General features: G+C 71.7%; 12 protein-coding genes. 9 read left to right on the top strand and 3 right to left on the bottom strand.

Translation table 11 applies throughout. From position 1 onward, the window contains the following. Positions 1-16: 16 nt before the first annotated feature. The 6 genes from aroH to P3T29_RS15650 all read left to right on the top strand — a co-directional run bounded on the left by aroH (position 17) and on the right by P3T29_RS15650 (position 6,176). Positions 17-397 (top strand): chorismate mutase, encoded by a 381-nt coding sequence (gene aroH / locus P3T29_RS15625; protein ID WP_280717055.1) that lies wholly within the window; start codon positions 17-19, stop codon positions 395-397. Further along, positions 397-1,575 (top strand): prephenate dehydrogenase, encoded by a 1,179-nt coding sequence (locus P3T29_RS15630; RefSeq protein WP_280717130.1) that lies wholly within the window; start codon positions 397-399, stop codon positions 1,573-1,575. The genes aroH and P3T29_RS15630 overlap by 1 nt, the downstream gene beginning before the upstream one ends. 361 nt (positions 1,576-1,936) lie before the next feature. Beyond that, a complete protein-coding gene (locus tag P3T29_RS15635) occupies positions 1,937-2,890 on the top strand; it encodes a helix-turn-helix domain-containing protein (RefSeq protein ID WP_280717056.1) in 954 nt (317 codons plus the stop codon). Between the two features lie 54 nt (positions 2,891-2,944). Further along, on the top strand, positions 2,945-4,468 hold the full coding sequence (locus P3T29_RS15640) for an AMP-binding protein (RefSeq protein ID WP_280717057.1): 1,524 nt from the start codon (positions 2,945-2,947) through the stop codon (positions 4,466-4,468). A 75-nt stretch (positions 4,469-4,543) separates the two neighbouring features. Further along, a complete protein-coding gene (locus tag P3T29_RS15645) occupies positions 4,544-4,795 on the top strand; it encodes a hypothetical protein (RefSeq protein WP_280717058.1) in 252 nt (83 codons plus the stop codon). Between the two features lie 58 nt (positions 4,796-4,853). Continuing rightward, positions 4,854-6,176, top strand: coding sequence for an amidase (locus P3T29_RS15650; RefSeq protein ID WP_280717059.1), 1,323 nt, complete (start codon positions 4,854-4,856; stop codon positions 6,174-6,176). 73 nt (positions 6,177-6,249) lie between these two features. Here the strand turns inward: P3T29_RS15650 and P3T29_RS15655 are convergent, their stop codons facing one another. Beyond that, complete coding sequence (locus P3T29_RS15655; protein ID WP_280717060.1) at positions 6,250-6,474, bottom strand: DUF5302 domain-containing protein; 225 nt, start codon at positions 6,472-6,474, stop codon at positions 6,250-6,252. A 169-nt stretch (positions 6,475-6,643) separates the two neighbouring features. Here P3T29_RS15655 and P3T29_RS15660 point away from each other — a divergent pair, with 169 nt between their 5' ends. After that, a complete protein-coding gene (locus P3T29_RS15660) occupies positions 6,644-7,465 on the top strand; it encodes a protein phosphatase 2C domain-containing protein (protein WP_280717061.1) in 822 nt (273 codons plus the stop codon). 96 nt (positions 7,466-7,561) lie between these two features. On the opposite strand, the gene P3T29_RS15665 is transcribed toward P3T29_RS15660, so the two are convergent. Continuing rightward, positions 7,562-8,512, bottom strand: a complete 951-nt coding sequence (locus P3T29_RS15665) for a pirin family protein (protein ID WP_280717062.1) — start codon at positions 8,510-8,512, stop codon at positions 7,562-7,564. A 159-nt stretch (positions 8,513-8,671) separates the two neighbouring features. Further along, positions 8,672-9,106: an SseB family protein gene (locus P3T29_RS15670; protein ID WP_280717131.1), complete on the bottom strand. Its 435-nt coding sequence runs from the start codon at positions 9,104-9,106 to the stop codon at positions 8,672-8,674. Positions 9,107-9,413: 307 nt separating this feature from the next. On the opposite strand from P3T29_RS15670, the gene P3T29_RS15675 reads away from it, so the two are divergent. Beyond that, positions 9,414-11,243 (top strand): acyl-CoA dehydrogenase, encoded by a 1,830-nt coding sequence (locus tag P3T29_RS15675; RefSeq protein WP_280717063.1) that lies wholly within the window; start codon positions 9,414-9,416, stop codon positions 11,241-11,243. Between the two features lie 340 nt (positions 11,244-11,583). Next, the gene (locus P3T29_RS15680; protein ID WP_280717064.1) at positions 11,584-12,879 is read left to right on the top strand and encodes a M18 family aminopeptidase; all 1,296 of its coding nucleotides are present in this window, start codon (positions 11,584-11,586) and stop codon (positions 12,877-12,879) included. The last annotated feature ends 4 nt before the right edge of the window (positions 12,880-12,883 follow it).

Here is a 12,883-nt window from a genome sequence, read left to right on the forward strand (position 1 = left end):
TCTCTGGAGGAATGACATGACAGTGCGAGCCGTGCGCGGCGCGACCCAGCTGGAACACGACGAACGTGGGCCGATGCTGGAGTGCGTGAAGGTGTTGTTCAAGGAGATGCTCGACGCCAACGGGATCGTCGAGGAGGACCTGATCAGCATCTTCTTCACCGCCACCACCGACCTGCGCTGCGAGTTCCCGGCCGTCGCGGCACGGGAGTTGGGGCTCGCCGACGTTCCGCTGATGTGTGCCCAGGAGCTGGAGATCGCCGGGTCGCTGCCGCGGGTGGTCCGCATCCTGGTGCACGCCGAGTCCGAGCGGACCAAGTGCGACATCCGGCACATCTACCACGGTGGCGCCGCCGCCCTGCGCAGGGACCTGACCTCGGTGTCCGGCGGAACACCGTGATCCGTACGGCAGCCGTCGTGGGCACCGGCCTGATCGGTACGTCGGTGGCGCTCGCGCTCGCCCGGCGCGGGATCGTCGTCCACCTGCTGGACACCGACGAGTCCGCCGTCCGGACGGCCTCGTCGATGGGGGCGGGCGTGGTCGGCCGGTGCAAGGAGCCGGTCGACATGGCGGTGCTCGCCGTGCCGCCGGCCCGGATCGGCGTGGTGCTCGCGGCGGAGCAGGCCAACGGGCTGGCCCGCAGCTACACCGACGTGGCCAGCGTCAAGGCCGAGCCGGAGTGGGACGTGCTGCAGCGGGCCGTCGACCCCACCAGCTACATCGGCGGCCACCCGATGGCCGGACGGGAGCGCTCGGGGCCGCTGGCGGCCTGCGCGACGCTCTTCGAGGGCCGCTCCTGGGTCCTCACCCCCTCCCCGACCACCTCGCGGGAGACGCTCAACCGGGCCCTGGAGCTGGTCGCGCTCTGCGGTTCGGTACCGGTGCTGATGGACAGCGGCGCACACGACCGCGCGGTGGCGCTGGTCTCGCACACCCCGCACGTGGTCTCCGCGCTGATGGCGGCCCGGCTGCAGCACGCCCCCGACGAGGCCTCGCAGTTGGCCGGCCAGGGGCTGCGCGACGTGACCCGGATCGCCGGCGGCGACCCGCGCCTGTGGGGCGACATCCTTGAGGCGAACGCCGGCGCGGTCGCGGACGTCCTCGGCGAACTGGCCGAGGACCTGACCGTGATGGTGGCGGCCCTGCGCGGCCTGGCCACCGAGGACGCGGACGAGCGCGCCCAGGGCATGACCCTGGTGGCCGACCTGCTCGATCGCGGCAACAAGGGCCGCGACCGCATCCCGGGCAAGCACGGCACCGGCAAGCCGGTCTGCATCCCGGTCCGGGTGCTGATCGGTGACCAACCGGGCGAACTGGCCCGCCTGTTGGCGGCGGCGGCCGAACTCGAGGTCAACGTCGAGGACATGACCATCGACCACTCGCCGGGCAGCGTCAGCGGCCTGGCCGAACTCATGGTGGCCCCGGCGGCAGCGGTACGCACCGTCCAGTGGCTCCAGGAGCACGGCTGGACGGTCCAGCGCATCCCGGGCGTCGGAAACCCGCCCCGCCCCGGCCGCCCACCCCAGGACGACGGCCTCACCTCCCACGCGAAGCCCGCAGCGGCCGGCCGCCACTGAGCCTGTCGCCACTGAGTCCGACGCCGCTGGGCCTGGTGCCGCTGAGCCTGTCGCCTCCGAAGTCCTGTTCACCGAGTGCCCCGAAGGAATGATCCTTCGGGGCACTCGGCGTTCCCGTAGCCGGATCGCGCACGGCCACTGGTCGGAGCGCGCGCCCACCCCTCCATGGCACCCGCGTTCAACTCGGGTTATCGAAGCTTCCGATCGGAATAGAATACCGACCCGTCCGTATGTTTTTATCTACTGTACGGCTTGATTCCAGACCCGAGCAGGCTTCTGACGTGGGAGGGCTTCGAGGATGCTGCACGCCGATTCACCGAGGGTCCATCTGGCAATGCTGCCCGGAGCGGAACCGGCCAAGGTGGCCGATGGCAGAGTGCAGATCGTCCGGAGCCACGACGAGAAGTTCCAAGGCACCACCGTGCAACGGCAGTTCGGCGATGTCCGGGTCTCGCTGGTGGAGGGCGGCGGCCCGTACGAGTTGATCCGCCCCGCCAGGCTGATCGGGCCGGAGTCCGAGGGGTATCTGCGGGTCTGCCGGCTGCTGACCGGCCAGCTCCGGGTCTTCCAGGACGGCCGCTGCGGGGTGGCCAGGGGGCCGCAGCTCATCTGCTTCGACAGCACCCGGACCTACCGGATCGTCATGCCGGAGCGGTTCCGGATGGTCGACGTGCTCGTCTCGCACCGCCTGATGGGGATCACCCCCAAGGACGCCGAACTGCTCACCGCCCGGCCCTGGTGCGGCGCGCTGGGGCTGGCGGCGCTGATGTCCGAGCTGCTCGCCGGGTTGGAGCAGCACGCCGGCGAGGTGGAGACGGCGATCGACCTGCTCGGCGGCAGCGTCGCCAGCCTGGCCGCCGCCCTGATCGCCGAGCGGATGCGCGGGCTGGCCGCCGACTCCGAGGTGGCCCGGCAGGCGCTGATGCTGCACGTCCAGGCGTACATCCGGGAGCGGCTGGCCGACCCCGAGCTGTGCCCGGCCGCCGTCGCCCAGCGCTACAACGTCTCGCTGCGCTACCTGCAGAAGATCTTCGCCGAGCACGGCACCAGCCCCGCCCGCTGGATCAGGGACGAGCGGCTGGCCCGCTGCCGCGCCGAACTCGGTGATCCGGGTCTCGACCACCTGCCCGTCGCCGTCATCGGCGAACGGTCCGGGCTGTACGGCGCCTCGCACTTCAGCCGCCTCTTCCGCGACCGCTACGGCACCACCCCCCGCGACTACCGCAAGGCCATGGCCGTGCCCGCTCCCGTACCCGTGTCCGTCCCGCGCCCGTCGGCCGTCCGCACCCTCACCCGCGAATCCGTGCCCGCCTGAGCCCGGAACCTGTCGGCCCGGCGAGCACCACCCCAACACCGGAGGCGAGCTGCCATGACGCACACGGACATCCCCGGCACGGACATCCCCGCTGCGGCCGGCTCGGTCCTCGACGGGGGCCCGGTCCCGCCGTCGCGGATAGCGACGCTCGGCGACGCGCTCCTCCGGTCGGCCGGGCTGGGGCACCCGGACGGCCTCTGCTTCGTCCGGCCGGACGGCAGCGAGTTGCGGCAGGGCTATCTGCAGCTGCTGATGCGGGCGTCCCGGATGCTGACGGGTCTGCGGGCGGCGGGCGTGCGGGTCGGCGAGCCGGTCGTCCTTCAGGTCGCGTCCGCCCCGGAGCTGCTCGCCGCGTACTGGGGCTGCGTGCTGGGCGGCTTCGTCCCGCTGCCGGTGGCCGCCGGGGTCACCCCGGCCGAGCGCCGGGCGGCTCCGGAGCGGCTGTACCGGGTCTGGGCCGCGTACCAGGCGCCTCGGGTGGTCACCGGGGCCGGGCAGCTGCTCGCACCGGAGGCCGTCGCCGACCCGCGCTGGCCTGCGGCCTGGGCGGGTGACACGGCGGAGCTGCTCGCCAACCGGCTGGACCACGACTGGCACCAGGCGGCCCCGGACGACCTGGCGGTACTGCTGCCGACGCCGGAGGGTACCGGGACGCCCGGCTGCGTGATGCTCAGCCACCGCAACGTGCTGAGCCGCAGTGCGGCCGCCGCGTCGGCCGACGGCCTGGGCCGGGACAGCAGGACGCTCAACTGGATGCCGCTGGACCAGCTCGGCGCGCTGATCATGTTCCACACCCGGGACGTCTTCCTCGGCTGCCACCAGGTCCACGCGTCCCCCGAGTGGGTCCGGGAGGACCCGCTGCGCTGGCTCGACGCGATCGACCGGCACCGCGCCGACACCACCTGGGCACCCGGTTCCGCCTTCGCCCTCGTCAACGACCTGGCCGCCCGGTCCGCTGGGCGGCGCTGGGACCTGAGCTGCCTGCGCAGCGTCCTGAACGACGGTGCGTCGGCCGGTAGTTCGGTGATCGGGCGGTTCCTGGAGCTGCTCACGCCGGTCGGCCTCCCCGAGGACGCGGTGCACTCGGGCTGGGGCAGGCCGGAGACCTCGTCCGTGGTGGTGGACGGCCGGTTCGCGGCTGGTAGCGGCACCGGTCGCGTACCGGCCGGGCGGCCGCAGCCGGGCACCGCCGTCAGGTGCGTCGACGAGTACGACCGGCCGGTCCCGCCGGGCACCGTCGGCCGGCTCCAGGTGTCAGGGCCGGCTGTCGGCACCGGCTACTACCGTGACCCGGAGCTGACCCGGCAGTCCTTCACCCCGGACGGCTGGCTGCGCACCGGTGACCTCGCCCTGATCCGGGACGGCGCCCTCACCGTGACCGGCCGCGTCGACGCCGCGGCAGTCCGGCCCGCGCACCTGCTGCGGGTGCCGGTTGCGGTACCGCAACCGGCACCGGTACCGGTACCGCAGGAGAAGATCCCGGCCTGGGCCAAGGCAGTCCCCTACGGCACCGGCTGGCGGAGCCACCCGAGGCAGGCACCGATCCACCGTCCGGTCGCCCGACCCGGTTTGAGCTGATCCCACCTCGGGGCCTCCGCCCTGAAGGCGTAGCAGATATTGCCCGGACTCCGGGCCGTCAGCACGCTTGTGATCATGAAGCACCAGATGCGAGCCGAGTACGGCCCCGGCGGCCCGGAGGCCGGGGTGAAGACCTGGCACATCGTGTCCGGTGCCGAGACCGGCCCGGCGATGTGCGGCCGCGAGCTGGACCCCGGGGCCGAGACCAGGGAACCGGCCCGCTGGGGCGAGCAGCCCGCGCTCTCCTGTCACACCTGCGGGGCGCTTTTCCTCCGCGAGGCCCCCTACCTCCCGGACGAGCACAGGTACCGGGAGCAGCCGGAGTAGGACCGACCGGGGTGTGATCAATTCGGGCGCGGCGCCCGGTCGGTCTTAGCGTGGACTCATGGAATCCCTGATCCAGCCGGTACCGCTCGTCCCGGAGGCCGCTGCGCTGCGCTCCGGGCAGCCGGGGTTGTCGGAGTACGTCGAGCGGCTGTGCACCCGGATCGACCGGGTCGACCCGGTGGTCCGGGCGTTCGTCCCGGAGCCGGGGCGGTACGAGCGGCTCGCCGCCGAGGCCCGGGCGCTCGCGGATGGCGCGCCGCAGGACCGTGGGGTGCTGTACGGCGTGCCGGTCGGGGTCAAGGACGTGATCCAGGTGGACGGGCTGCCGACCCACGGCGGGTCCGCGCTGCCGCCCGGTGTGCTGGGCGGGCCGCAGGCCACGCTGGTGAGCCGGCTGCGGGCGGCGGGGGCGCTGATCACGGGCAAGACGGTGACGGCCGAGTTCGCGGTGCTGGCCCCCGGCCCGACCAGGAACCCGCACGATCTCGCCCACACGCCCGGCGGTTCGAGCAGCGGTTCGGCGGCGGCCGTCGCCGCCGGGCTGGTGCCGCTGGCGGTCGGCACCCAGACGGTGGGGTCGATGATCCGCCCGGCGGCGTACTGCGGGGTGGTGGGCTTCCGGCCGACGTACGGGCGGATCCCGCTGGACGGTGTGATCGCCCACGCGCCGACCCTGGACGCCGTCGGGGTCTTCGCCGCCGAGGTGGCGGGCGTCGAACTGGCCGCCTCGGTGCTCTGCGACGACTGGGTGCGCTGCGACGACCGGGCCCGGCGGGCGGAGGCCGAGGGCCCGCTGGTGTTCGGGGTGCCCGACGGCCCCTACCTCGACCGGGCCGAGCCGGTGGCGCGGGCGGCGTTCGAGCGGCAGTTGGCGGCGCTCGCGGAGAGCGGGCTGACGATCCGCCGGGTCCCGGCGATGGCGGACTTCGAGGATCGCGTACGGCAGCTGCGGACGGTGATGCGTTACGAACTCGCCCAGGTGCACGCCGACTGGTTCGCCCGGTTCGGCAAGCTCTACCGCCCGGAGACCGTGGCGGCGATCCGGCTGGGCCACGACGTGGACCCGGACGACTACCGCGCGGCGCTGAGGGCCCGTGAGCACTTCCGGTCCGAGCTGGCGGTCACCATGCGCGACGCGGGCCTCGACCTCTGGATCACTCCCGCCGCCCCCGGCCCGGCGCCGGCCGGGCTGGACAGCACGGGGGACGCGGTGATGTCGCTCCCGTGGAGCTTCGCCGGGCTCCCGGCGGTCGGTGTCCCGGCCGGTGCGGTGGGCGGGCTGCCGGTCGGGGTGCAGCTGGTCGGGCCGGCCGGCGGCGACGAACGTCTGCTGCGGTCCGCCCGGCGGGTCGAGAGCGCGCTCGGTCGCGGACCGGCGTAAGAGCCTGGGCCCGTAAAGCCCGCGGGCCGGGCACACCGATCAGGTGCGCCCGGCCCGCTGAACCGCTTCCGGATCAGCCACCGCTCTTGCGGCGGAAGTTGCGCTTCGCGGCAGCCGCGCCGTGCGCGCCGTGGATCTTCGACCCGTCCGCGTTCGCGCCGCCGGAGCCGTCCGTCTTCGACCCGTGCTTGCGCTCCAGGGCGGCGAGGAACTTGGCCTTGACATCGTCCTGGGCGGCGGCGGGCGCCTGAGCCCCAGCGTTCTCGGGGCTGTCGGGTGCTACTGCGTCGCTGCTCATGCAGACCTCCTGGGCGGGAAATGGTGCCGTGTGGCCTCCACGGACACCTTCCCACGTCCGGAGCCCGCTCAGCGCCTCCGGCAGACGGGGCCCCTGGATGTGGTGCGACCGGCGCACGTATCCGTGCAGGACCCTGTGCCCAGCGCAGCGCTACCCGCACACTGGCGGAATGCAGGTACAGCTCGCGGGTGAGCCACAGAGACCGGACCGGACGAGTGAGGACTTCCTGGCGGCCTCGCCGGAGGCGTTGGTGCTGCTGGACGGGTCGAGTTCGCCGGACTCGATGGAGACCGGGTGCAGCCACGGCACCGCCTGGTACGTACGCCGGCTGGGGGCGCACCTGCTCGCCCGGCTGACCGACCGCTCCGACCGTTCGATCGCCGAGTGCCTGGCGGACGCCATCGTCGAGACGGCGGCGCTGCACGGCGGGCGCTGCGACCTGGGCCACCCCAACACTCCGGCCGCGATGGTGGTGGCGGCCCGGCTGCACGGCAGCTCGCTGGAGTACCTGGTACTCGGGGACTCGATGCTCGTCCTGCAGTTCAAGGACGACTCCGTCCGCCCGATCGGTGACAACCAGCGCTTCCCCGGCGGTGAGGAGCTGCGCCGCCAGGTCTGGGCGACGGTGCCCGGCTCGGTGGAGCGCGCGGCGCTGCACATGAGGTACGCGCTGGCGGTGCGGGCGGTCCGCAACACCGGGCACGGCCCGTGGATCGCGGCGGCCGTGCCGAAGGCCGCCCCGCACGCGGAGACCGGCTTCGTCCGGCTCGACGACCTGCACGCGGTGGCCGCCCTGACCGACGGAGCCGCGCGCTGGACCGAGCGCTTCGGCCTCGGCAGCTGGTCGGACGCCCTGCGGCTGCTGGGCGAGTCCGGGCCCGCCGCCCTGATCGGCGAGGTCCGGACGGCGGAACGGACGGACCCGGGCTGCGAGCGCTGGCCACGCGGCAAGGCCCACGACGACGCGGCCGCGCTGTACGCGCGGATCTGACCCGGCTGCACCTGTGAGCGTCCGCCGGCAGCGGGCCGTCGTAGCAGCAGAGTTGAGCAGGCCCTGCCCGGAATCCCGGGCAGGGCCTGTGACTTGTCAGTCGACCGGGTGGCCGAAGGCGCCGGACTGGAAGTCCGTCATGGCCTGCTCCAGCTCGCGGTGACTGTTCATCACGAACGGCCCGTACCAGGCGACCGGTTCGCGGATCGGCTGACCGCCCAGGATGATCACGTCCAGGTTGGGGTGCCGGGAGTCCTGCTTGGCGTCGGCGGAGATGGTGAGGGTGTCGCCCTCGCCGAAGACCGCCGCCTGGCCGCTCCTGACGGGCCGCCGTTCGGCGCCGACCGTGCCGTCGCCGTTCAGGACGTACGCGAGGGCGTTGAAGTCCTTGCGCCACGGGATGGTCAGCTGGGCGCCCGGGGTGACGGTGGCGTGCAGCAGGGTGATCGGGGTGTGGGTGCTGCCCGGCCCCCGCTGTCCGTCCAGCTCGCCCGCGATCAGGCGGAGCACTGCGCCGCCGTCCGGGGTGGTGAGCAGCTTCACGTGGCCGCCGTGGATGTCCTGGTAGCGCGGGGCGGTCATCTTGTCGGCCGCCGGGAGGTTGACCCAGAGCTGGATGCCGTGGAACAGGCCGCCCGTCGCGACCAGGGACTCCGGCGGGGTCTCGATGTGCAGGATCCCGGAGCCGGCCGTCATCCACTGGGTGTCGCCGCCGCCCAGGTGCCCGCCGCCGCCGTGCGAGTCCTTGTGGATGAACTCGCCGTCGATCAGGTAGGTGACCGTCTCGAAGCCGCGGTGCGGGTGCCAAGGGGTGCCCTTGGGCTCGCCTGCGGCGTAGTCCACCTCGCCCATCTGGTCCATCATGATGAACGGGTCGAGGTACTTGGTGTTGATCTTGGCGAAGGCGCGGCGGACGGGGAAGCCCTCGCCCTCGAAGCCCTCGGGGGCGGTGACCACGGTGAGTACCGGCCGGGCCGTCGTCGCGACGGGGTCGGGGGTGGCGACGCGCGGGAGGGTCAGCGGGTTGTCGACGGTCACGGCGGGCATGTCGGCCTCCTTCGGGGGGTGTACTGGCCTACGCCTCAAATAGTAGTTCAATTCTCAACAAGCATCAAGTTGAAAGTTGGACTACTTCTCGGGAGGTGTGCCCCTGCTTCTCCAGACGCGTACCCCCGCCCTTGCCGTGCCCCTGAGGTGGCGGCAGCGTCAGCCGTACATCCGCCGCATCGTGAAGTCGACCATCTGCTCGACCGCCTTGGCGTCGAACACCATCCGGTGCTCGCCCTCCATGTCCAGCGCGAAGCCGTAGCCGGTCGGCAGCAGGTCGAGGATCTCGGCGCCCGAGACGCTGAAGTGCTTGGAGTCCTTGCCCGCGTACCGGCGCAGCTCCTTGAGCGAGCTGAACATCGGGATCACGGGGGTGGGGGTGTTGTGCAGCGCCAGGAAGCCCGGGCGGTCGCCGCGCGGGCAGTGCACCTTGGAGGTGATGAAGATGGCCTGGAAGTCCTCGACCGGCATCGAGCCCGTGGTGAAGGCCCGGACGGCGTCCGCGAGGGACGGGGGCGAGGGCTCGGGGTAGAGCGACTGCTGCGGTGCGCCCTGCGGGTCGCCGTACGGGCCGGGGCCGGGCATGCCGTTCATACCGGCCTGCTGCGCGGCGTGCTGCTGCGCTTGCTGCTGGTAGGGGTCACCCTGGTAACCGGTCTGCTCGTAGCCGTACACGTGCACAGATTAGCGGGCCCGGGCCCGCCGGAGGGCGGCCGATCCGGACAACAGTGGGCGGTGCGGGGTTGTGGGACGTGACCACGTTCACGCGATCCTCGCCGTGGCTTTAACGCGGAAGGGCTTGAACAAGTTACTTACGGGTAGCATCATGTTGTCTACTGGCGGGTAAGTGGGGCGCTCGGAAGCGGCGGACCCCGGAAGCGACGAACCGGAGAAAACGGCCATGGGTCACTACAAGTCCAACCTGCGGGACGTGGAGTTCAACCTCTTCGAGGTGCTCGGTCGCGACCAGGTGTACGGCACCGGTCCGTTCGCCGACATGGACGTCGACACCGCGAAGAACATCCTCAGCGAGATCTCGCGCCTCGCCGAGAACGACCTCGCCGCGTCGTTCGTCGACGCCGACCGCAACCCGCCGGTCTTCGACCCGGAGACCAACACCGCGCCGGTTCCGGCCTCGTTCAAGAAGAGCTACCAGGCCTACATGGACGCCGAGTGGTGGCGTCTGGGCATCCCGGAGGAGATCGGCGGCCAGGTCACCCCGGCCTCGCTGATCTGGGCGTACGCCGAGCAGATCCTCGGCTCGAACCCCGCGATCTGGATGTACTCCTCCGGCCCGGCCTTCGCCGGCGTCGTCCACGACGAGGGCACCGAGGCGCAGAAGCGCGTCGCCGAGCTCATGGTCGAGAAGCAGTGGGGCGCCACCATGGTGCTGACCGAGCCCGACGCGGGCTCCGACGTCGGCGCCGGCCGCACCAAGGCGATCAAGCAGGAGGACGGCTCCTGGCACATCGAGGGTGTGAAGCGCTTCATCACCTCGGGTGAGCACGACATGTCCGAGAACATCATCCACCTGGTGCTGGCCCGCCCCGAGGGCGGCAAGCTCGGCACCAAGGGCCTCGGTCTGTACATCGTCCCGAAGTTCGACTTCGACTGGGAGACCGGCGAGCTCGGCGAGCGCAACGGTGCCTACGCCACCAACGTCGAGCACAAGATGGGCCTCAAGGCGTCCAACACGTGTGAGATGACCTTCGGCGCCAAGCACCCGGCCAAGGGCTGGCTGGTCGGCGAGAGCGTCGACGGCATCCGTCAGATGTTCAAGATCATCGAGTTCGCCCGGATGATGGTCGGCACGAAGGCCATCGCCACCCTCTCCACCGGCTACCTGAACGCCCTCGAGTACGCCAAGGAGCGCGTGCAGGGTGCGGACATCTCCAACTTCATGGACAAGGCCGCCCCCCGCGTCACCATCACCAACCACCCGGACGTCCGCCGCTCGCTGATGACGCAGAAGGCGTACGCCGAGGGCATGCGCGCCCTGGTGCTCTACACCGCCTCCGTGCAGGACGACCTGGTCGCCGCCCGCCTGCGCGGCGAGGAGGACAAGGCCGCCGAGAGCCTGAACGACCTGCTGCTGCCGATCGTCAAGGGCTACGGCTCGGAGAAGTCCTACGAGCAGCTCGCCCAGTCCCTGCAGACCTTCGGTGGCTCCGGCTTCCTGCAGGAGTACCCGATCGAGCAGTACATCCGGGACGCCAAGATCGACACCCTCTACGAGGGCACCACCGCGATCCAGGGCCTGGACTTCTTCTTCCGCAAGATCGTCCGCGACGGTGGCCAGGCGCTCACCTCCGTGTCCGAGCAGATCCAGAAGTTCCTGGGTGCGGCCGAGGGTGGCGACGCGCTCGCCGCCGAGCGCGAGCTGCTCGCCAAGGCCGCCGGTGACCTGGAGGCGATCGTCGGCAAGCTGCTCGCCGACCTCTCCTCGGTCGAGCAGGACGTGAAGAACATGTACAAGGTGGGCCTCAACACCACCCGCCTGCTGATGGTCTCCGGCGACGTCGTGGTCGGCTGGCTGCTGCTCCGCCAGGCCGCCGTGGCGCTGGCCAAGCTGGAGGCCGGCGCCTCCGAGAAGGACATCCCGTTCTACCAGGGCAAGGTCGCCGCAGGCCGCTTCTTCGCCCGCAACATCCTCCCGACCGTCACCCCGCAGCGGCTGATCGCCGAGGGTGTCGACAACGAGATCATGGAGCTCGCGGAAGAGGCTTTCTAGCCGATCCGTCGCCCGTCGCCGCCCCTCTTGGGACGCGCTGCGCGCGACACCTCCGTCCGACCGCCTGACCCACCCTCAGCACGGAGGGGGGCCTACGCATCGCGTAGGCCCCCCTCCGTGCTTGGGCCGGTGCCAGGGCCTATCCGTCCGGCATTTCCAGTAGGCATTTACCGGTGGTCCTCCGCCCGCAGGCCGCCGACACTGCTCATCGTCACAGAGCCTTCACCGTTGTGTGACCGTTGTTGAAGTCGCCTCGTCATGTCCGTGTACGGGCATATGCTCGGGTGCGAAGACCGGGTTCCCCGTCCGGCTTTCAGCCCTCCCTCAACCCAGGAGCAGCATGTCGACCGCCGCCCGTCCGGCCTACTTCGACCGAACGCATACCGACGACCTGATCGCGTTCCTCAGCGCCTCGCCATCGCCGTTCCACGCCGTGGCCAGTGCAGCCGAGCGACTGGAGAAGGCGGGCTTCCGACGGGTGGCCGAAACCGAGGCCTGGGACGCCGCGGCCGGCGGCCGGTACGTCATCCGTGGCGGCGCGCTGATCGCCTGGTACGTGCCCGAGGGCGCGGGCCCCGAGACGCCGTTCCGGGTGGTCGGCACCCACACCGACTCGCCCAACCTCCGGGTCAAGCCGATCCCGGACACCGGCTCGGCCGGCTGGCGCCAGGTCGCCGTGGAGATCTACGGCGGAGTGCCGCTGAACACCTGGCTCGACCGCGACCTCGGCCTCTCCGGGCGCCTGGCGCTGCGTGACGGCACCGCCGTGCTGGTGCAGATCGACGAGCCGCTGCTGCGGGTGCCGCAGCTGGCCATCCACCTGGACCGGCAGGTCAACGACGGCCTCAAGCTCGACAAGCAGCGCCACCTGACGCCGATCTGGGGAATCGGCGACGTGACGGAGGGTTCGCTGATCGAGTACGTCGCCGAGAGGGCGGGCGTCGAGTCCTCGGACATCGTCGGCTGGGACTTGATGACCCACGACGTGCAGCCGCCCTGCTACCTGGGCAAGGACCGCGAGCTGCTGGCCGGCCCGCGCCTGGACAACCTGCTCTCGGTGCACGCGGCGGCCGCCGCACTCGCCGCAGCGGTCAGCGGGGACCTGCCGTACATCCCGGTGCTGGCGGCCTTCGACCACGAGGAGACGGGCAGCGAGTCCGACACCGGTGCGCAGGGTCCGCTGCTCGGCAACGTGCTGGACCGCAGCGTCTACGCGCGCGGCGGAACGCCGGAGGACCGGGCCCGGGCCCTGGCAGGGACGGTCTGCCTCTCCTCCGACATGGGCCACGCGGTGCACCCGAACTACAGCGAGCGCCACGAGCCGGGCCACCACCCGATGCCGAACGGCGGCCCGATCCTCAAGGTCAACGTCAACAACCGCTACGCGACGGACGGCCTCGGCCGGGCCGTCTTCTCCGCCGCCTGCGAGAAGGCCGGCGTGCCGTGGCAGGTCTTCGTCTCCAACAACGCGATGCCCTGCGGCACCACCATCGGCCCGATCACCGCGGCCCGCCTCGGCATCACCACCGTGGACTGCGGCATCGCCGCCCTCTCCATGCACTCCGCCCGCGAGCTGTGCGGCGCGGACGACCCGTACCTGCTGGCCAGCGCCATCAAGGCGTTCCTCGAGGGCTGACCGT

The organism is Kitasatospora sp. MAP5-34 (assembly GCF_029894335.1).
Taxonomy (GTDB): domain Bacteria; phylum Actinomycetota; class Actinomycetes; order Streptomycetales; family Streptomycetaceae; genus Kitasatospora.

What these genes read in the sequence shown, in the direction of transcription:
- aroH (WP_280717055.1), top strand. Translation starts at nt 17, where the DNA reads ATGACAGTGCGAGCCGTGCGCGGCGCGACCCAGCTGGAACACGACGAA.
- P3T29_RS15640 (WP_280717057.1), top strand. Translation starts at nt 2,945, where the DNA reads ATGACGCACACGGACATCCCCGGCACGGACATCCCCGCTGCGGCCGGC.
- P3T29_RS15645 (WP_280717058.1), top strand. Translation starts at nt 4,544, where the DNA reads ATGAAGCACCAGATGCGAGCCGAGTACGGCCCCGGCGGCCCGGAGGCC.
- P3T29_RS15650 (WP_280717059.1), top strand. Translation starts at nt 4,854, where the DNA reads ATGGAATCCCTGATCCAGCCGGTACCGCTCGTCCCGGAGGCCGCTGCG.
- P3T29_RS15655 (WP_280717060.1), bottom strand. Translation starts at nt 6,474, where the DNA reads ATGAGCAGCGACGCAGTAGCACCCGACAGCCCCGAGAACGCTGGGGCT.
- P3T29_RS15660 (WP_280717061.1), top strand. Translation starts at nt 6,644, where the DNA reads ATGCAGGTACAGCTCGCGGGTGAGCCACAGAGACCGGACCGGACGAGT.
- P3T29_RS15665 (WP_280717062.1), bottom strand. Translation starts at nt 8,512, where the DNA reads ATGCCCGCCGTGACCGTCGACAACCCGCTGACCCTCCCGCGCGTCGCC.
- P3T29_RS15670 (WP_280717131.1), bottom strand. Translation starts at nt 9,106, where the DNA reads ATGAACGGCATGCCCGGCCCCGGCCCGTACGGCGACCCGCAGGGCGCA.
- P3T29_RS15675 (WP_280717063.1), top strand. Translation starts at nt 9,414, where the DNA reads ATGGGTCACTACAAGTCCAACCTGCGGGACGTGGAGTTCAACCTCTTC.
- P3T29_RS15680 (WP_280717064.1), top strand. Translation starts at nt 11,584, where the DNA reads ATGTCGACCGCCGCCCGTCCGGCCTACTTCGACCGAACGCATACCGAC.